Below are 18,683 nucleotides of genomic sequence, written 5' to 3' on the forward strand. Positions count from 1 at the left end.
CCCCCCGCCGCCCGCCCCCCCCCCGCCCGCGCCGGGGTCCCCCGGGGGGCGGGGGCCCCCCGCCCCCCCCCCCCCCCCCGGCACGGCCCGCTCATGTTCCACCAGTCGGGCGGGTGCTGCGACGGCTCCAGCCCGATGTGCTACCCCGTCGGCATGTTCCGCACCGGGTCGGGCGACGTGCTGCTCGGTGCGCTCGAGGTCGACGGCACCGCACCGATCGAGGTGTACATGTCCCGCTCGCAGTTCGAGTACTGGAAGTACACCCACCTCACGATCGACGTCGTGGACGGTCGTGGCGCAGGGTTCTCCCTCGAGGTACCGGAGGGTAAGCGCTTCCTCACCCGCTCGAGGATGCTGGACGACGCCGAGCTGACGGACCTCGGCCTGGTGCCGGTCGGCACTGGTCAGACCGGGGGGCCGGACGTAGGCTGACCGCACCGATCGCGACGGCGCGACCGGGAGACCGGGCAGGAGGGCGCATGCGCGAACCGTCCGGTCTCCGCCCGCTCGTCGCAGCGTCGTGGCGTCGCTCCGCACGCGTCGATCCCGAGGCCGTCCCGACGCCCTCGGTCGGCGAGGACGAACTCGATGCCCTCCGCCGTGCCGGGCCACTCGGCACGGCGCTCCCGGTCGTCCGACGGCTCCTGCTCGACGACGTCCGCTCGGCGGGCTGCGTCGTCGCCCTCGCCGATGCGGCGGGGCGGCTCGTGTGGGTCGACGGTGCGCGGTCTGCCCGTCGCGCGGCGGAGGGCATGGGGTTCGTCCCGGGCGCCGACTGGGCCGAGGAGCGTGCCGGGACGAGCGCGCCGGGGACCGCGCTCCGCCTGGGTCGTGCCGTGCAGATCCACGCCGAGGAGCACTACGCCACGGCGGTGAAGGGCTTCTCGTGCACGGCGGTCCCGCTGCGCGACGCCGCGGGCGCGCTCGTCGGTGCGCTCGACATCACGGGCGACGACCGTGCCGTCGAACGCCACACGCTGCCGCTGCTGGCAGCGACGGCGGCGGCGGCGGAGGCGGAGCTCGCGCTGGCAGCGCTCTCGGCCCGGACCACCCGCCGGTCGGTGGGGTCCCCGTCTGCCGAGCTCACCCTGCTCGGGTCCGACACCGCGACGCTCCGCTTCGGATCGCGCTCGGTCGCGTTGTCCGAACGGCACTCCGAGATCCTCGCGGTGCTCGCCGCGACCCCGGAGGGTCTTCCCGCGGCCGACCTCGCGGTCGCGGTCTACGGGGACGCGCGCGCCGTCCAGACGCTGCGGGCCGAGGTGGTGCGGCTCCGGCGCGTCCTCGCAGACCACGCGCCCGACGCGCGCCTGACGTCGCGGCCGTACCGCCTGGAGGGGATCCGCACCGACGTCGAGACCGTCCTGTCCGCGCTCGACCGCGGGGCGCGCCTCCAGGCCGTCGACCGGTACCCCGGGCCGGTCCTGCCGGGGTCCGCGTCGCCCGGTGTCGACGACCTGCGGGACCGGGTCCGGTCCCGGTTCCGCGAGTCGCTCCTCCAGGACGGCGGGGTGGACGCCCTGCAGGCGTGGGTGCGCACCGCGGACGGCTCCACCGACGAGCCGGTCCTCCGAGCGCTGCTCGCGGCGCTGCCGCGTCGATCACCGCGGCGCGCGAGTGTCGTGGCGGCGATCGAGGCGATCGAGCGACCCTGAGGGGACGGCTTCGCCGGCTCGGGAGGCACGGCACACGTCGGCCCGTCGGCGGACGTCCCGTGCCTCCCGCGGCGGGTGCGAGGCGGTCAGGATCCGCTCGTCGGCTCCGGTGTCGAGGTGGCGTCCGCGCCGGGCGCGGCCGGCGGGGTGGGTGCCTTCCCGTCCTTCGACGGCGTGGGTGCCTTCCCGTCCTTCGGCGGCGTGGGTGCCTTCCCGTCCTTCGGCGGCTTCGGTGCCTTCCCGTCCTTCGTGGGCTTCGGCGCCTTCCCGTCCTTCGGCGGTGTCGGTGCCGTGCCGTCGGCGGGCGGCCCGGCGACGCACTCGGGCGCGGTGCCGGTGGCGTCGTTCTCACCCGGGCCGGCGGCCGGACCATCGGTGGGCGCGCCGGTCGGTGTTCCGGACGGCGCTCCGGTCGCCGCCGGGCTCGGCGTGGCGGGGGCGGCCACGGCGGCGCTCACCCCGATCCCGCCGAGGACCAGCACGGCTGCCGCGGCGGACCCGATCCCGATCGTGCGGAGTGTCCGCCGGCGCTTCGTGCCCTGTTCGTTCTCCATCGTGTGCTCCTGTTCGTCGATCGGTCGACCGGGCGGTCCACCGACGAGGACGACGCTCGGGTTCGAATCTGAAGCAGGACTGAAGCATTCGTGGAGCACAGGGTTTCTCCAGGCCGTTCCATGCTCCGTGCTGGCGGAGCCGACCTACGGTGTCCGCCGTGACCGCACCCGCCCGCATCCTGGTCGTCGAGGACGACGACTCCCTCCGCACCGCCGTCGTGACGACCCTCCGCGCCGAGGGGTTCTCCGTCGCCGAGGTCGCGGACGGTCGCGCCATCGCCGCCGACCTCGACCGCACCGCCCCGGACCTCGTCCTGCTCGACTGGATGCTCCCCGGACCGAGCGGCATCCTGCTGGCCGCTCGCATCCGGGCCCGGTCGGACGCTGCGGTCGTGATGACCACGGCGCGCGACGAGCTCGACGACCGACTGCGCGGGTTCGCCGAGGGCGCGGACGACTACGTCGTGAAGCCCTTCGCCATGGCGGAGCTCGTCGCCCGGGTGACGGCCGTGCTGCGGCGCCGGGGCCGTGTGCCGTCCGTGATCGAGGTGGGCGACCTGGTGCTCGACCCGGACGGCTCGACGGTCCGTCGCGCCGGGGTGCTGCTCGACCTGACCGCGACCGAGTTCCGGCTCCTCCGCTTCCTCGCCGAGAGCCGCGGGCGGACGGTGTCGAAGGGACAGATCACGACACAGGTGTGGGGGTACGAGGACGTCGCGCCGAACCTCGTCGAGGTCCACCTCAGCGCGCTGCGTCGGAAGATGGAGGCGCACGGCCCGCGGCTCGTGCACACCGTCCGGGGTCTCGGGTACCGGCTCGCGGTCGACCGGGGAGCGGCGTGATGCGCAACGGACGGTTGCGCACGACCTCGCTCCGGCTGCGGACGGTCGTCGCGATCCTGGTGCTCCTCACCGTCCTGCTGACCGCGCTCGTCGTCGCCGTCGAGGCCGTCCTCGGAGCCAGGCTGACCGCTCAGGTCGAGGACCGTCTGCGCGACAGGGCGTCCGCTGCGGCCGCACTCGTCGGTGTGCTGGACGCGAGCGACCTCGCGGATCGACTGTCGGCGCAGGGACTCTCCGTGCGGATCGTCGAGCCGGACGGCGCCGCGGTCGAGGCCGGCCCCAGCCCCGAGCAACTCCGGAAGGGACCACCGGACCCGGCCGGCCTCCCCGGACCGGCGGCGCGATCCTCTGCGGCTCCGTCGACCACCGCCTCGTCGAGCAGTGACGGGGCTGCCGTCACGTCGTCGTCGGTGCACGAGGACGACGGCGTGCTGACCCTCCGCACCGACCTCGCGGACGGCACCCGCATCACTCTGACCGCCGGGACGCGTGACGTGCAGGAGACGCTGACGCAGCTCGGCTGGGTGATGGGCGGCGCGTCGGCCGCGTTCCTCGGGGTCGCCGTCGTCGGCGTCGTGCTCGTCGTCCGGCGCTCGCTGCGTCCCCTCGACGAGATGACCGCCGCCGCCCGATGCATCACGGCGGGGGACCGCGGACGCCGACTCCGACCCTCCCGCACCGACACCGAGATCGGGCGGGTGGCACTCGCACTAGACGAGATGCTCGACGCCGTCGAGGGCGCCGAGGCACAGGCCGTCGCCGCCGAGGAACGAGTCCGCTCCTTCCTGTCCGACGCCGCCCACGAGCTGCGGACACCGGTCGCCGGGGTCCGGGCAGCGGCCGACACCCTCGTCCGCAACGGGCCAGCCGACCCGGCGACGAACGAGGTGCTCGCGGTGCACGTCGTCCGACAGGCAGACCGCGCGGCACGACTCGTGGACGACATGCTGACGATGGCGCGTCTCGACCGGGGGATCGCGCTCGACCGGCGTCCGACGGACCTCGTCGACTGGCTGGCCGCCGAGGTCGAACGACTCCGCATCCGACTGCCCGGTCCGGACATCCGCGTCGAGGTCCCCGAGCACCCGGTCGCCGCCGACGTGGACCCCGACCGGCTCGCCCAGGTCCTCGGCAACCTCGTCGACAACGCCGCGAGGGCCACCGGTGGCGCCGGCACGGTCCGGATCAGCCTCGGTGCCGGTCGCGACGAGGCCCGACTCCGTGTCGAGGACGACGGCCCCGGCATCCCGGAAGCGGACCGCGAGCGCGTGTTCGACCGACTCGTCCGACTCGAGGACGCGCGCGACACCCGCTCCGGCGGCGCCGGCCTCGGGCTGCCGATCGCGCGCGGGATCGTCCGCGCGCACGGCGGCTCCCTCGTGCACGGGGCCGACGGTGGGCTCGGTGGTGCGGTGTTCGACGTCCGCCTCCCCGCGGGCGCCGCAGGGGCCGGCCGTGCTGCTAGCCTGATGCCCTACGCGAGTGTGGTGGAATGGTAGACACGGGGCACTCAAAATGCTCTGCTTCACGGCGTGCGGGTTCGAGTCCCGCCACTCGTACAAGGCAGCTCACGGCGTGCGGGACCGTTCCGACCTCCGGGTCCCGCCACTCGTACAACGCAGGACTCTCCGCCTGACGAACGCGACTTCCGACGTCTAGTAGGCTTCCGGGTGTGAGTGACACAGAAGCAACTGCAACAGCACCCCGTCGCGTCGTCGTCGCCGAGGACGAGTCGCTCATCCGCCTCGACATCGTCGAGATCCTCCGCGACAACGGGTTCGACGTCGTCGGCGAAGCGGGTGACGGCGAGACCGCCGTGCAGCTCGCGACCGACCTCCGTCCCGACCTCGTCGTGATGGACGTCAAGATGCCGCAGCTCGACGGCATCTCCGCCGCCGAGAAGCTCTCCAAGAACCACATCGCTCCCGTGGTCCTCCTCACGGCGTTCAGCCAGAAGGACCTCGTCGAGCGTGCGACCGAGGCCGGCGCCCTCGCCTACGTCGTCAAGCCGTTCACCCCGAACGACCTCCTCCCCGCGATCGAGATCGCCCTCTCGCGGCACCAGCAGATCATCACGCTCGAGGCCGAGGTCGCCGACCTCGTCGAGCGCTTCGAGACCCGCAAGCTCGTCGACCGTGCCAAGGGCCTGCTCAACGAGAAGATGGGCCTCACCGAGCCCGAGGCGTTCCGCTGGATCCAGAAGGCCTCGATGGACCGCCGCCTCACGATGCACGACGTCGCCAAGGCGATCATCGAGCAGCTCAGCGCCAAGAAGTAGCGAACCGCTCGCTCACGGAGCGCCGTCGGACCCGGTGTCCGGCGGCGCTTCTGCGTTCCCGAAGCCTCCCGGAGCCGGACTGCGTGCACCAGGCCGACCACCTGGCAGGCTGGAGCCATGGACGACGTGGTGATCCGTTCCTCCAGGCCCGACGACATGTCGGCGGTGGCCGACCTGCGGTGGCAGTGGAGCGTCGAGGAAGGCGGAGCGACGCCGGGGGTGACCCAGGACGAGTACCGCGAGGCGATGTCGGCGTTCGCCGCCGCTCACCCCGAGACCCACCGCTGCGTGGTCGCCGAACGCGACGGCCGGGTGCTCGGCATGGCGTGGCTCGGGCTCGTGGCACGGCCCCCGACGCCGGACCGTCCCGGGCGACGGCTGACCGCGGACGTGCAGACCGTCTACGTCCACCCCGACCTGCGGGGTGCGGGCGTCGCGAAGCGCCTCGTGACCGCGTTGCTCGAGGTCGCCGACGAGCTCGGCGTGGAGCGGACCTCGGTGCACTCGAGCGTCGAGGGGGAGACCCTCTACCGTCGTCTCGGGTTCGGCGATGCCCGACTGCTGCTGCAGCGCCCGCCCGAGGACTGATCCCTCAGCCGCGCGCCGGCAGCTGCTGCAGTGTCCAGGCGTTCCCGTCCGGGTCGGTGAAGAAGACGAAGCGTCCCCACGGCATCTCGTCCACGCCGATCGCGTCCACGCCCAGGCCCTGCAGGTGCGCGAGGGCCTCGTCGGCGTCGGGCACGACGACCTGGATCGACTTGAGTGATCCGGGAACGACGTCGGGCGACATGATGCCCTCGCCGAAGGCGATCGAGCAGGCCGACCCGGGCGGTGTCGCCTGCACGAACCGGAGCTCGTCGGAGACGCGCTGGTCGTGGTCGATCGAGAAGCCGATCCGTTCGTAGAACTCGCGGGAACGGTCGACGTCGCTGACGGGGACGAGGATCAGTTCGATCCTCCAGTCGGTGGCGGGCACGGGTCACTCCTTCGTGACGCCCGCTGGTGTCAGCGGGCTTTGCGGATCATGTTGGTGATGCGCACGGTGGAGCAGCGCCGCCCCTGGTCGTCGGTGAGGACGATCTCGTGCGTGGTGAGCGTGCCGCCCAGGTGCAGTGCCGTGCAGGTACCGGTGACCAGGCCGCTCGTGGCGCTCCGGGAGTGCGAGGCGTTCAGCTCGATGCCGACCGCGTACCGACCGGGGCCGGCGTGCACGTTCGCGGCCATCGAGCCGAGGCTCTCGGCGAGGACGACGTAGGCGCCGCCGTGCAGCAGACCGACCGGTTGGCGGTTGCCCTCGACCGGGATCGTGCCCACCGCGCGCTCGGCCGTGAGCTCGGTGATGACCATGCCCATCTTCTCGGCGAGCTCGCCCATCCCGCGGTCGGCGAGGCGTTCGTCGACGGTCCCGGTGGTGGTGGCTTCGTCGGTCACGCTGGCGGACTCCCGTGTCGGATGGCGTCGGTAGGCTGTCCGGGTGTCGGACTCCGCAAAGCCTACCCTCATGGTCATCGACGGCCACTCGCTCGCCTTCCGGGCCTTCTACGCGCTGCCGGTCGACAGTTTCGTGAACCGTGACGGGCAGCACACGAACGCCATCCACGGCTTCATCTCGATGCTGCTCATGCTCCTCCAGCGTGAGAAGCCGACGCACCTCGCGGTCGCCTTCGACATCTCGCGGTTCTCGTTCCGCACGCGCGAGTACGAGGACTACAAGGGCACCCGCTCCGAGACCCCGCCGGAGTTCAAGGGACAGATCCCGCTCCTCCAGCAGGCGCTCGAGGCGATGGGCATCACCACCGTGACGAAGGAGGACTACGAGGCCGACGACATCCTCGCCACCTTCGCCCGCCAGGGTGCCGAGCAGGGCTACCAGGTGTACGTGGTGTCCGGCGACCGTGACTCGATCCAGCTCGTGAACGACGACGTCACGCTGCTGTACCCGTCGGTCCGCGGCGTGTCCGAGCTCACACGCTACGACCGTGACAAGGTGTACGAGCGCTACGGCATCGAGCCGCACCAGTACCCCGACATCGCGGCGCTCGTCGGCGAGACCAGCGACAACCTCATCGGCATCGACAAGGTCGGTGAGAAGACCGCGGTGAAGTGGATCACGGCGTACGGCTCGCTCGACGGGGTCCTCGAGCACGCCGACGAGATCAAGGGCGTGGTCGGCAACAACCTGCGCGAGCAGAAGGACCGGGCGATCCGGAACCGCAAGCTCAACCGGCTCGTGAACGACGTCGAGCTCCCCGTGGGGCCGGCGGACGTCGCACTCCGCCCGCTCGACGAGACCGCGGTGCGCGAGCTCTTCGCGAAGCTGCAGTTCCGCACGCTGCTCGACCGCGTGTTCAAGGTCGCCGGCACGGGCGAGCCGTCCGAGACCACCGCGACCGAGGGCGGCGTCGACGACGGTGCCCCGGTGCCGCCGAAGGTCACGACGATCATCGACGAGGAGCTCGGCTACTGGCTCGAGCGCAAGGCGAAGGACGCGGCCAACGGGTTCGGCGTCGCGGTCGAGGTCATCGACGGACGCCTCAGCGCCATCGGCATCGCCACCCACGACGACGCGGTCCTCGTGCCGGGTGGCAGCGGCGCGAAGGACTACGAGCAGCTCGCGGCCTGGTTCGCGTCCGACGCCCCGAAGCACTTCCACGACGCCAAGACGGCGATCAAGGCCCTCGCCACGGTCGGCTTCGAGGTGAACGGCATCGCCGGCGACGCCCGTCTGACCGGCTGGCTCGCGCAGCCGGGCAAGCAGGGGCAGCCCCTGGCCGACCTCGTCTACCAGGAACTCGGGGAAGAGCTCCCGACTGCCGACCCGAACCAGCTCGTCCCCGAGACCGACCCGGTGAACGTCGGTGTGCACGCGTGGTTCGTCCTCCGGGTGAGCACAGCCCTGCGCGCACGTCTCGACGAGTCCTCGCTCACGGTCCTCGACGACATCGAGCTCCCGCTCGTGCCGGTCCTCGCCGGCATGGAGACCACCGGTGTCGCCATCGACCGTCCGGTGCTCACCGGTCTCTCGCACGACCTGGGGGAGCGTGCGGCCGAACTCGCGCAGCAGGCCTTCGCCGAGATCGGGCACGAGGTCAACCTCGGCTCGCCCAAGCAGCTGCAAGAGGTCCTCTTCACCGAGCTCGTGATGCCGAAGACGCGCAAGACGAAGACCGGCTTCTCGACCGACGCCGCGAGCCTCGCCGACCTGCAGGAACAGCACCCGCACCCGTTCCTCGGCCTGCTGCTCCAGCACCGCGACGCCACCAAGCTCCGGCAGATCGTGGACACGCTCGACGCCGCGATCGTCGACGGCCGCATCCACACCCGCTACGAGCAGACCGGCAGCAGCACCGGTCGCATCTCGTCGACCGACCCGAACCTGCAGAACATCCCGGTGAAGACCGCGGTGGGGCGCCGGGTCCGGTCGGCGTTCGCGGTCGCCGAGCCCTACACGACGCTCATCACGGCGGACTACTCGCAGATCGAGATGCGCATCATGGCGCACCTGTCCGGTGACCCGGGGCTCATCCAGGCCTTCAACGAGGGCGAAGACCTGCACCGGTTCGTCGGCGCCCGTGTGTTCTCGGTCGAGCCGGCCGACGTCACCCCCGAGATGCGCACCAAGGTGAAGGCGATGTCGTACGGCCTCGCCTACGGCCTCAGCCCGTTCGGCCTGTCGAAGCAGCTCCGCATCGAGCAGTCCGAGGCGAAGACGCTCATGACCGAGTACTTCGCCCGGTTCGGCGCGGTGCGCGACTACCTCCGTGGCGTGGTCGAGCAGGCGCGCGAGGACGGCTACACCGAGACCATCTTCGGTCGCCGTCGCCCGTTCCCCGACCTGAAGAGCCCGAACCGCGTGCTTCGCGAGAACGCCGAGCGCGCGGCGCTCAACGCCCCGATCCAGGGTTCCGCGGCGGACATCATGAAGATCGCGATGCTCGGCGTCGCCGCCGACCTCCGTGACGGCGGGCTCGAGTCGCACCTGCTGCTGCAGGTGCACGACGAGCTCATCCTCGAGGTCGCGCCCGGCGAGCAGGAGCGCGTCGAGGACATCCTCCGGACCCGCATGGGCGGCGCAGCCGAGCTGTCCGTCCCGCTGGACGTGTCGGTGGGCGTCGGTCCGAACTGGGAAGCCGCAGCGCACTGACGGCGACCGCCTGCCGGACAGGAGGCACGGGGCGGGCCCGCACCGCGCCTGGCGTCCCGCAGGTTCCGCGTCCCGACCCGTCCTGGATAGGGTCGTGAGCATGACCGATGACCGTCCTGTCCGCCAGCCGTCCGCCGTCGACCGGGTCGCCGAGGACTGGGTCTCCACCCTCGTCGACCTCGACCCGACCGTCGCCACGTACATCGGGGTCCCGGGGCGGACGGGGGAGTACGGCGACACGTCGCCCGCCGGTGCGGCGGCACTGGCGGACGCTGCGCGCGCCGCGAAGCGTGCGTTGGACGCTGCCGACGCGGTGGACGCCGTCGACCGAGTGACGAAGACCGACCTCGGCGCCGAGCTCGACCTGGTCCAGGAGTCCCACGACCGGAAGCTGCACCTCCGCGACCTCAACGTGATCGCGAGCCCGGCGCAGTCCGTGCGCGACGTGCTCGACCTCATGCCGACCGCGACGGAGTCCGACTGGCAGGACATCGCGAGTCGGCTGCACGCGCTCCCGGACGCGATCGAGGGCATCCGCGAGACCCTGCTCGAGGGCACGCGCGAGGACGTCACGCCGGCTCGTCGCCAGGTCGCGCTCATCGCCGAGCAGGCCACCCGCACCGGCGCCGCGGACGGTGTCTTCCGGCAGCTCGTCGACGGTGCCGCGTTCGACGACGGCGGTCCGGTCCCCGAGCCGCTCCGGGCCGAGCTCGCCCGCGGAGCCGAGGTCGCCGCTGCTGCCTACCGGTCATTCGGGCAGTTCCTCGAGCACGAGCTGATGCCGCTCGCGACGCCGGTCGACGCCGTCGGGCGCGAGGCGTACGAACTGCACTCGCGACGCTTCCTCGGTGCGGTCGTCGACCTCGACGAGACGTACCAGTGGGGGATCGAGGAGCTCGCTCGGATGCGTGACGAGCAGGAGCGCATCGCGGACCGCATCGAGTCCGGTGCGAGCGTCGCCCGGGCGATCGAGGTCCTCGACGCCGACCCGGCCCGTGTGCTGCACGGCACCGACGCCCTGCAGCGGTGGATGCAGGAGACGAGCGACGAGTCGATCCGCGAGATGGACGGCAAGTACTTCGACATCGCCGACCCGATCAAGCGTCTCGAGTGCCGCATCGCCCCTACGCAGGAAGGCGGGATCTACTACACCGGTCCCTCGGACGACTTCTCGCGCGCCGGCCGCATGTGGTGGTCCGTCCCGCAGGGCGTCACCGAGTTCGGTACCTGGCGTGAGAAGACGACGGTCTACCACGAGGGCGTCCCCGGTCACCACCTGCAGATCAGTCAGGGCGTCTACAACCGGGGCGAGCTGAACACGTGGCGGCGGCAGCTCGCCGGGTCCTCGGGGCACGTCGAGGGCTGGGCGCTCTACGCCGAGCGCCTCATGGAGCAGCTCGGCTTCCTCGACGACGACGGCGACCGCCTCGGCATGCTCGACGGGCAGCGGATGCGTGCGGCCCGCGTGGTGCTGGACATCGGCGTCCACCTGCAGAAGACGAACCCGGACGGCGGCGCGTGGACGTGGGAGTACGCCCTCGACTTCATGCGGCAGAACGTGAACATGTCCGACGAGTTCGTGCAGTTCGAGGTGGCCCGCTACTTCGGGTGGCCCGGTCAGGCGCCGTCGTACAAGGTCGGCCAGCGCGTCTGGGAGTCGATCCGCGACGAGGTGGCCGCGCGCGAGGGTGCGTCGTTCGACCTCAAGGCCTTCCACCACCGGGCCCTCGCGCTCGGCAGCATCGGGCTGGACACCCTCCGGAGCGCGCTCCTCGCCTGAGCTCCGACGAGCCGTCGTGGTGCGACACGCCCGGTTGTGGGCGCTCGCCCGCTGCGGTTAGACTTGTGCGGCGCAATCCGCGCTCACCAAACACATCGCCAGGACGGCTCGAACCGGCATCCGGTTCGGACCAGGGGGTCGCTCCCTCGCCGTCTCGGCCCGACTCATGTCCGTTCGGAGCAATCTCTACATGACAACCACCACGACCAAGGCTCCCAAGCAGGTCGCCATCAACGACATCGGCTCGGCTGATGACTTCCTGGCCGAGGTCGAGAAGACCCTGAAGTTCTTCAACGACGGAGACCTCATCTCCGGCACCGTCGTGAAGATCGACCGCGACGAGGTCCTCCTCGACGTCGGTTACAAGACCGAGGGTGTCATCCCCTCGCGCGAACTCTCGATCAAGCACGACGTCGACCCCAACGAGGTCGTCGAGGTCGGCGACGAGGTCGAGGCCCTGGTTCTCCAGAAGGAGGACAAGGAAGGTCGCCTCATCCTGTCGAAGAAGCGTGCGCAGTACGAGCGCGCCTGGGGCGACGTCGAGAAGATCAAGGAGTCCGACGGTGTCGTGACCGGTACGGTCATCGAGGTCGTCAAGGGCGGTCTGATCGTCGACATCGGTCTCCGCGGCTTCCTCCCGGCGTCGCTCATCGAGCTGCGTCGTGTCCGCGACCTCACGCCGTACCTCGGTCAGGAACTCGAGGCGAAGATCCTCGAGCTCGACAAGAACCGGAACAACGTCGTCCTCTCGCGCCGCGCGCTCCTCGAGCAGACGCAGTCCGAGTCCCGGACCACGTTCCTCAACAACCTCCACAAGGGCCAGGTCCGCAAGGGCATCGTGTCGTCGATCGTCAACTTCGGTGCGTTCGTCGACCTCGGCGGCGTCGACGGCCTCGTCCACGTCTCCGAGCTCAGCTGGAAGCACATCGAGCACGCCAGCGAGGTCGTCGAGGTCGGTCAGGAAGTCACCGTCGAGATCCTCGAGGTGGACCTGGACCGCGAGCGCGTGTCGCTCTCGCTCAAGGCCACGCAGGAAGACCCGTGGCAGGTCTTCGCCCGCACCCACGCGATCGGCCAGATCGCACCGGGCAAGGTCACGAAGCTCGTGCCGTTCGGTGCCTTCGTCCGCGTCGCCGACGGCATCGAAGGCCTCGTGCACATCTCGGAGCTCTCGAACAAGCACGTCGAGCTCGCCGAGCAGGTCGTCTCGGTCAACGACGAGGTCTTCGTCAAGATCATCGACATCGACCTCGACCGTCGCCGTATCTCGCTCAGCCTCAAGCAGGCCAACGAGGGTGTGGACCCGGAAGGCTCCGAGTTCGACCCGGCGCTCTACGGCATGCCGACGGAGTACGACGAGAAGGGCGACTACAAGTACCCGGACGGCTTCGACCCGGAGACCAACGAGTGGCTCGAGGGCTTCGACACGCAGCGCGAGGAGTGGGAGCGTCAGTACGCTGCCGCCCAGGCGCGTTGGGAAGCCCACAAGGCGCAGGTCGCGAAGACCATCGCCGACGAGGCGCAGGGTGGCTTCGACCTCCCGGCGTCCGCTTCGTCGTCGTCGTCCTCGACGTTCGCGACCGAGTCGAACGGTCAGGGCACCCTGGCCGACGACGCTTCGCTCGCAGCGCTCCGCGAGAAGCTCAGCTCGACCAACTGATCGAGCGGCGCAGTCGCACCGGAAGCCCGGTATCCCTGAGAGGGGATGCCGGGCTTCCGGCATGTCGGACATCCGCGCCTGTGATATATTGAATGTGCAACATTCAAGCTGCGCTGTCCGCGCCTGAAACTTCGGAGAAGCGCAGTGCGTGCATCAGTCAACGATCGATCGCGAGTGCACTTCATCTCGCCGCTTCGGATCATCATGTTCCTGACGGTGGTCTGGAACCACGCCGAGAGCTTCGCTCGTGTGCGCACCACCGATGATCGGTTCACCGCAGTGCTCTTCGACCTCTCGCCGGAGGGGCGGTTCGTCTTCGTCTTCATCACTGCGTTCCTGATCGCGCGTTCCGCGTCGACGTCGTCCGCCATCGGACGATTGGTCGCGATCGTGGGGCCACTCCTCGTCTGGTGCGCCCTGTACGCGGGCGTCGAGATGATCGCGAACGGCCCCGGACCAGGGGGGATCGGGAGCGTCCTGTCGTCGTTCCTGACCGTCTTGGTGGAGACGCCGCTCTACTTCGTGATCGTCACCATCCAGCTGACCCTGCTGACGCCGCTCATCCAGGTCATGGTCCGTCTGGAGCGACGCGCGCAGATCGTGCTCGTCACCGTTGCAGCAACGGCCCAGATCGCCGTCGTGGCGCTCGACCTGGCGCTCGCCACCGTTCAGTTCCCGTTCGGTGCGCTCTGCATCTGGTACCCGCTCTGGATCATCGGCGGTGCTGTGCTCGCCGCCAATCTCGAGGTGGTGACGGGGTGGTTCCGCGCGAACCTGCTGCGCATGCTGGCGGTACTCGGGATGTTCGCCGCGGCGTACGTCGGCATCGCGACATCGGTGGATGATCCGGGCGCGTTCGGCAGCAACCTCCTGCTTCGGGAGCTCCGGTCCGCGTGGAACGTGCTCGTCGGGACCACCCTCGTCGCGACGTGCATGCAGCTGGTCGCCTCGAACGGGCGATGGTCTGCGAGGGCGAAGCGCGCCGGCGAACGCATGCAGGATCTCGGGTACGGGCTCTTCCTCGCGCACGAGCTCGTCCTGCACGGGCTCGCCACCGCGCTCGCTCCGGTTTCTGGGACTGTGCCGTTCCCCGTGCTCACCCTCATCCTCTGGGCCGGAGCTGCAGCAGCGACGCTCGGGTTCGTGCTCGTCGCCCGGAGGACGCCGCTGAGCTGGAGCCTGACCGGTCGGCCGATGCAGCGACGCGTGGTCCGTGCGTCGGTGCACGAGATCGCGTGACCCCACGACCAGCGGTCACGCCGCTGCGGGTCGGTAGCCTGTCGGTGTGCGCATCATCGGTCTCACGGGCGGCATCGCCGCGGGCAAGTCCACCGTCTCCGGTCGCTGGGCGGAGCACGGCGCGGTCGTCGTGGACGCTGACCGGTTGGCGCGTGACGCGGTCGCTCCCGGCAGTCCCGGCCTCGCCCAGGTCGCTGTGCGCTTCGGTCCCGGAGTGATCGCACCCGACGGGTCGCTCGATCGGCCGGCGCTCGGCGCGATCGTCTTCGCGGACGCCGCGGCGCGGAAGGACCTCGAGGGCATCACCCACCCCGAGGTCTGGCGTCTCGCCCGGGCGGCGTTCGACGAAGCCGAGGCCGCGGACCCGGACGCCGTCGTGGTCTACGACGTGCCGCTCCTCGCCGAGGCCCGGGGGAGCCGGCCGCTGCGCTTCGACTCCGTCGTGGTGGTCGACGCCCCCGCAGCGCAACGGATCGAGCGGCTCGTGGAGCACCGCGGCATGCCCCGCGACGAAGCCGAACGCCGGGTCGCGGCACAGGTGAGCGACGAAGACCGCCTGGCACTGGCCGACCACGTGGTGGACGCCACGGGGAGCCTCGCCGACACGATCCGGTCCGCCGACGAGGTCTGGGAGCGCATCGGCCGATGAAGCACCGGGTGCTCCTGGTCCTCGCGGCCGTCGTCCTCGTCGCGATCGGCATGGCGTCGCTCGTCGCGGCGAACGTCCTCGGCGGTGATCGGGTCGCGGAGCACGGCCGGGTGTCGGCGGCCGACAGACCCCGTGGCGACGAGCACGGGCCGGCGGGGGAGTTCCATCGCTTCCGCCTCGGCACGATCAACGGGCAGCGCCTCGAGCCGAACCGTGACGACTTCGCCGCGCGCACCGACTCAGGCGGGCCGCTGTTGCTCTTCCTGCCGGCGACCCGCGCCCGGCCCGCCGACTACCAGTTGTTCCTGTCCGCAGCGCTGCGGGACGGCTACCACGTCCTCGGGCTCGACTACTGGAACCTCGGCAAGACGCTGTCGGGCACGTGCGAGGCCGACCCGCACTGCTACGGGCAGGTACAGCGGAACCGGTTCGACGGCACGCGGCCGTCACGGTTCAGCTCGGTGCAGCCGTCGGGCTCGATCGTCTCGAGGTTCCGTGACGCGATCGCCTACCTCGACGACCACGACCCGGACGGCGGGTGGGGACGGTTCGTCACGGGCGACTCGGACATCGTGTGGAAGGACATCGTCGTCGCCGGGCACTCGCAGGGCGGCGGTGAGGCTGCGTACATCGCGCACATCCGGCCGGTGCAGGGCGCGCTGATGTTCTCGTCGCCCGTGGAGTCGCTGGGGAGCGAGCACGCTGCCTGGATGGACCGCCCGGGGAAGACACCGGTCGCCCGGATGTACGCGATCGACGACGTCCGCGACGTCTTCGGCCCCCGGATCCGCGGCTCGTGGAAGGTCCTCGGGTTGGACGGTCCCGACGGGCCCTTCCGCACCGACACGGCGCCGCCCGGACCCGGAGCGGACCCGCACGCGATCCTCACCGACATCGCGGTCGGAACGCCGTCCGAGTCACACTCCCGCACGATCAAGGACACGACGCCGATCGGCCGCGACGGGCTGCCGCGCATGGAAGCGCTCTGGCAATGGCTGCTCCACCGGTTCCCCTCGGAACGGTCATAGGCTCCCGCAATACTCTGAGTCCGTGCAGGAAGCAGGCGAAGGAACCGACCTGCGCTCGACCATCCGTGCCCGCGCGGCGCAGGACGGGGAGCGCAGCTACCTCGAGGACGCGCGCAGTGACCGCGTCCTGAGCTACCACGCGCTCGAGGACGCGGTGTCGGCGTGGTCGTCGACGTTCGACGCGATCGGTGTCGCGCCGTCCGGGGCGGTCCTGGTGGACCTCGCCGACCCGCTCTCGTTCGCGGTGGTGCACCTCGCCGCCCTCGCGACCGGGCGGCGTGCGGTCCCCGTCGACAGCGGGCAGCCGCCCTCGGAGCCCGGCCGTCTCGCCGACCTGATCGGCGGCGCCTCACTCGTCGTGTCGGACCGTGCCCTGGATGCGACCGTCCTCGGTGCGCCGGCGAGCGGGATCGACGCGGCCACGTTCCTCCCGGCCACCGTCCGCGACGGCGACCTGCCGTCGGAGAACCCGGACGCACCCGGCGAGGGGTCCGTGGTGCTCTTCACCTCGGGCTCCACCGGGACCCCGAAGGGTGTCGAACTCCCAGAGTCGCAGTTGCTCTTCGTCGCCCGGGCCGTGGCGCGGCACAACCGTCTCACGCCGGAGGACCGCGGGTTCAACTCGCTCCCGCTCTTCCACGTGAACGCCGAGGTCGTCGGGCTGCTCGCGACCCTCGTCGCCGGCGCGACCCTCGTGCTCGACCAGCGGTTCCGGCGGACCGGCTTCTGGGAGCTGCTCGCCGAGCGCCGGATCACCTGGCTGAACGCGGTCCCGGCGATCCTCGCGGTCCTCGCGAAGACGAGTCCGCTCGACTTCCCCGAGGGGCTCCGGTTCGTCCGCAGCGCCTCGGCACCGTTGCCCGATCCGGTGCGACAGGCGCTCGGCGACGTCCCGCTGGTCGTGAGTTGGGGGATGACCGAGGGGGCGTCGCAGATCACCGCCACGCCGCTCGGAGAACCCGTGCGCGTCGGAACGGTCGGCGTGCCAGTCGGGTCCGAGGTGCAGGTCCGGGGCGAGGACGGCACCGTGCTGCCCGCCGACGAGGTCGGGGCCCTCTGGATCCGCGGCGAGGGCATCGTGCGCCGTTACCTCTTCGGTCGTGCCGCCGAGCGGTTCGACGCGGCCGGCTGGTTGAGCACGGGTGACGTCGGTTCGGTCTCGGCGGACGGCTGGGTGTCGCTCGCCGGTCGCTCCGACGACGTCATCAACCGGGGTGGCGAGAAGGTGTACCCGTCGGAGGTGGAGGACGTGCTCCTCGGCGACGAGCGCGTGCTCGAGGCCGTGGTCGTCGGGCGGCCGCACGACGTCCTCGGTGCGGTGCCGATCGCGTACGTGATCCCGCAGCCGGACGTCGCGGTGGACGCCGAGGCCCTGGTCGCGGACCTCACCGCGCGTGCCGAGGCGTCCCTCACACGGTTCCGGCGCCCGGTCGAGATCGTCGTCGTGCCCGACCTACCGCGCGCACCGACCGGCAAGGTCCAGCGGGCGAAGGTCCGGACGATGGCCGAGCAGCCGTGACCGGCGCTGCCGTCTCCGCCCCTGCCGCGAAGTCGCCGACCCGCACCGCCGAGGGGAAGCCCCGACACCTCTACGAGGTGGACGTCCTCCGCATCCTGACCTTCGCGTGCGTCATCGGTGTGCACACCACGAGCCACACGGTCGCCGCTGACGACGTCCCCCTCAACGCCCTGCTCGGTCTGCTCCACTTCACCCGTCTCGTGTTCTTCTCGCTGACGGCGTTCGTGCTCGTCTACAGCTACACGCTCCGCCCGCGGCCGATGGCGCAGTTCTGGCCGAAGCGCTTCCTGCTCGTCGGCGTGCCCTACCTCGCGTGGTCGTTCGTCTACGTGGCGTCGTCCTGGCTCCTCAGCGCCACCCGTCGGGGCGATGTGCCGGACCTCGTGCGGACGTACGCCGAGGGCATCGTCACCGGCGTCTCCTGGTACCACCTCTACTTCCTGCTGGTGACGATGCAGGTGTACCTGCTGCTGCCCGTCATCGCGTGGCTGGTGCGGAGGACGCGCGGCCACCACGTCGCGGTCCTCGTCGTGGCGCTCGTGTTCCAGCTCGTGGTCTTCGCCGGGTACAAGTACTTCCCCGCGAGCGACGCGTGGATGCACGGGTACCAGAAGCAGTTCTTCTTCTCGTACGTGTTCTTCATCGTCTCCGGGGCGATCGCCGCCGACCACGCGGACGCCTTCCTCAGGTTCATCCGGGTGCACCGACGAGCCGTCCTCTGGGGGTTCGTGGGTGTCGGCGCGCTCACCCTCGGTGTGTGGTGGCTGCAGGTCGGCCTCGGACAGACGCTCTACGCCGCCGGCACGCCCCTGCAGCCGATCCAGGTGCTCTGGAGCAGCGCCGTGTTCGTCGGGTTCCTGGCGATCGGCGCGCGCTGGGCGGACCGCCGCCGGCCCGGGAGTCCCCTCGCACGCGTGGTCGACTACGGCTCGGACCGGTCGTTCGGCATCTTCCTCAGCCACCCGTTCGCGATCTGGATCCTGCTCTACGGGGACAGCTGGCTCGAACGTGTCGTGCCGAAGCCCTGGCTCACGCTGGTCACGTACGTGCTCGTGCTCGTGCTGTCGGTGGCCGTCACGGAGCTGTTCCGGTGGACGCCGTTGAGCGTGCCGCTCACGGGGCGTCCGTCACTCGCCTCGCGTGGGCAGCGGGCGGCACGGGCGCGGAAGCGGGAGGCGGTCGGCCGAGGCGCGGGCGCCGGGGACTCCGCGGTGCCGGGGCCGGTGGCGGGGACGGCCGAGCGGGACGAGCCCGTCGAGCCGGACGACGCGCTCGTGGGGGAGACGGACGACGTCGGGAGACCGTCGACGCGCTGAGCGGGTCCGGTCGCGCCGT

General features: G+C 71.1%; 17 protein-coding genes and 1 tRNA gene. 15 read left to right on the forward strand and 3 right to left on the reverse strand.

The genetic code is table 11. The annotated features are described in order from the left end of the window. Positions 1-432, forward strand: a 432-nt coding sequence (locus Q7F20_RS11375; RefSeq protein ID WP_370871668.1) for a DUF779 domain-containing protein, incomplete at its 5' end; no start/stop codon positions are given. Between the two features lie 47 nt (positions 433-479). Next, positions 480-1,655 (forward strand): GAF domain-containing protein, encoded by a 1,176-nt coding sequence (locus Q7F20_RS11380; protein WP_305740202.1) that lies wholly within the window; start codon positions 480-482, stop codon positions 1,653-1,655. Positions 1,656-1,741: 86 nt separating this feature from the next. Here Q7F20_RS11380 and Q7F20_RS11385 read toward each other — a convergent pair whose 3' ends face one another. Beyond that, the gene (locus Q7F20_RS11385; RefSeq protein WP_305740203.1) at positions 1,742-2,209 is read right to left on the reverse strand and encodes a hypothetical protein; all 468 of its coding nucleotides are present in this window, start codon (positions 2,207-2,209) and stop codon (positions 1,742-1,744) included. Between the two features lie 158 nt (positions 2,210-2,367). Between Q7F20_RS11385 and Q7F20_RS11390 the strand changes: the two genes are divergently transcribed. From Q7F20_RS11390 to Q7F20_RS11410, 5 genes are all read left to right on the forward strand, one after another. Continuing rightward, positions 2,368-3,051, forward strand: coding sequence for a response regulator transcription factor (locus Q7F20_RS11390; protein WP_305740204.1), 684 nt, complete (start codon positions 2,368-2,370; stop codon positions 3,049-3,051). Further along, positions 3,051-4,550: a HAMP domain-containing sensor histidine kinase gene (locus Q7F20_RS11395; protein ID WP_305740205.1), complete on the forward strand. Its 1,500-nt coding sequence runs from the start codon at positions 3,051-3,053 to the stop codon at positions 4,548-4,550. Before Q7F20_RS11390 ends, Q7F20_RS11395 begins: the two co-directional genes overlap by 1 nt. Continuing rightward, positions 4,530-4,610, forward strand: a tRNA-Leu gene (locus tag Q7F20_RS11400). The genes Q7F20_RS11395 and Q7F20_RS11400 overlap by 21 nt, the downstream gene beginning before the upstream one ends. 113 nt (positions 4,611-4,723) lie before the next feature. Beyond that, on the forward strand, positions 4,724-5,329 hold the full coding sequence (locus tag Q7F20_RS11405; protein ID WP_022905562.1) for an ANTAR domain-containing response regulator: 606 nt from the start codon (positions 4,724-4,726) through the stop codon (positions 5,327-5,329). Between the two features lie 117 nt (positions 5,330-5,446). After that, positions 5,447-5,917 carry a GNAT family N-acetyltransferase gene (locus Q7F20_RS11410; RefSeq protein ID WP_305740206.1) on the forward strand — a complete coding sequence of 157 codons (471 nt, stop codon included), beginning with the start codon at positions 5,447-5,449 and terminating at the stop codon, positions 5,915-5,917. 4 nt (positions 5,918-5,921) lie between these two features. Here the strand turns inward: Q7F20_RS11410 and Q7F20_RS11415 are convergent, their stop codons facing one another. Next, entirely contained in the window at positions 5,922-6,305 is a 384-nt protein-coding gene (locus Q7F20_RS11415; RefSeq protein WP_305740207.1) for a VOC family protein, read from the reverse strand. 29 nt (positions 6,306-6,334) lie between these two features. After that, a complete protein-coding gene (locus Q7F20_RS11420) occupies positions 6,335-6,703 on the reverse strand; it encodes a PaaI family thioesterase (RefSeq protein ID WP_305740217.1) in 369 nt (122 codons plus the stop codon). A gap of 100 nt (positions 6,704-6,803) precedes the next feature. On the opposite strand from Q7F20_RS11420, the gene polA reads away from it, so the two are divergent. The 8 genes from polA to Q7F20_RS11460 all read left to right on the forward strand — a co-directional run bounded on the left by polA (position 6,804) and on the right by Q7F20_RS11460 (position 18,664). Beyond that, positions 6,804-9,473 carry a DNA polymerase I gene (gene polA / locus Q7F20_RS11425; RefSeq protein WP_305740208.1) on the forward strand — a complete coding sequence of 890 codons (2,670 nt, stop codon included), beginning with the start codon at positions 6,804-6,806 and terminating at the stop codon, positions 9,471-9,473. A 100-nt stretch (positions 9,474-9,573) separates the two neighbouring features. Beyond that, complete coding sequence (locus Q7F20_RS11430; protein ID WP_305740209.1) at positions 9,574-11,253, forward strand: DUF885 domain-containing protein; 1,680 nt, start codon at positions 9,574-9,576, stop codon at positions 11,251-11,253. A gap of 190 nt (positions 11,254-11,443) precedes the next feature. Continuing rightward, on the forward strand, positions 11,444-12,913 hold the full coding sequence (gene rpsA / locus Q7F20_RS11435; protein WP_305740210.1) for a 30S ribosomal protein S1: 1,470 nt from the start codon (positions 11,444-11,446) through the stop codon (positions 12,911-12,913). Between the two features lie 174 nt (positions 12,914-13,087). Continuing rightward, positions 13,088-14,152, forward strand: a complete 1,065-nt coding sequence (locus Q7F20_RS11440; protein ID WP_305740211.1) for an acyltransferase — start codon at positions 13,088-13,090, stop codon at positions 14,150-14,152. 46 nt (positions 14,153-14,198) lie between these two features. Further along, positions 14,199-14,801 (forward strand): dephospho-CoA kinase, encoded by a 603-nt coding sequence (coaE, locus tag Q7F20_RS11445; protein WP_305740212.1) that lies wholly within the window; start codon positions 14,199-14,201, stop codon positions 14,799-14,801. Further along, positions 14,798-15,829 carry a hypothetical protein gene (locus Q7F20_RS11450; protein WP_305740213.1) on the forward strand — a complete coding sequence of 344 codons (1,032 nt, stop codon included), beginning with the start codon at positions 14,798-14,800 and terminating at the stop codon, positions 15,827-15,829. Before coaE ends, Q7F20_RS11450 begins: the two co-directional genes overlap by 4 nt. Before the next feature lie 22 nt (positions 15,830-15,851). Then, complete coding sequence (locus Q7F20_RS11455) at positions 15,852-17,348, forward strand: class I adenylate-forming enzyme family protein (RefSeq protein WP_305740214.1); 1,497 nt, start codon at positions 15,852-15,854, stop codon at positions 17,346-17,348. Continuing rightward, a complete protein-coding gene (locus Q7F20_RS11460) occupies positions 17,345-18,664 on the forward strand; it encodes an acyltransferase (RefSeq protein ID WP_305740215.1) in 1,320 nt (439 codons plus the stop codon). The genes Q7F20_RS11455 and Q7F20_RS11460 overlap by 4 nt, the downstream gene beginning before the upstream one ends. Positions 18,665-18,683: the final 19 nt, after the last annotated feature.

The organism is Curtobacterium sp. A7_M15, from assembly GCF_030705415.1.
Taxonomy (GTDB): domain Bacteria; phylum Actinomycetota; class Actinomycetes; order Actinomycetales; family Microbacteriaceae; genus Curtobacterium.

Coding starts and splice junctions, on each gene's coding strand:
- Q7F20_RS11385 (WP_305740203.1), bottom strand. CDS start 2,209: ATGGAGAACGAACAGGGCACGAAGCGCCGGCGGACACTCCGCACGATC.
- Q7F20_RS11420 (WP_305740217.1), bottom strand. CDS start 6,703: ATGGGCGAGCTCGCCGAGAAGATGGGCATGGTCATCACCGAGCTCACG.
- Q7F20_RS11410 (WP_305740206.1), top strand. CDS start 5,447: ATGGACGACGTGGTGATCCGTTCCTCCAGGCCCGACGACATGTCGGCG.
- Q7F20_RS11395 (WP_305740205.1), top strand. CDS start 3,051: ATGCGCAACGGACGGTTGCGCACGACCTCGCTCCGGCTGCGGACGGTC.
- Q7F20_RS11450 (WP_305740213.1), top strand. CDS start 14,798: ATGAAGCACCGGGTGCTCCTGGTCCTCGCGGCCGTCGTCCTCGTCGCG.
- Q7F20_RS11430 (WP_305740209.1), top strand. CDS start 9,574: ATGACCGATGACCGTCCTGTCCGCCAGCCGTCCGCCGTCGACCGGGTC.
- rpsA (WP_305740210.1), top strand. CDS start 11,444: ATGACAACCACCACGACCAAGGCTCCCAAGCAGGTCGCCATCAACGAC.
- Q7F20_RS11380 (WP_305740202.1), top strand. CDS start 480: ATGCGCGAACCGTCCGGTCTCCGCCCGCTCGTCGCAGCGTCGTGGCGT.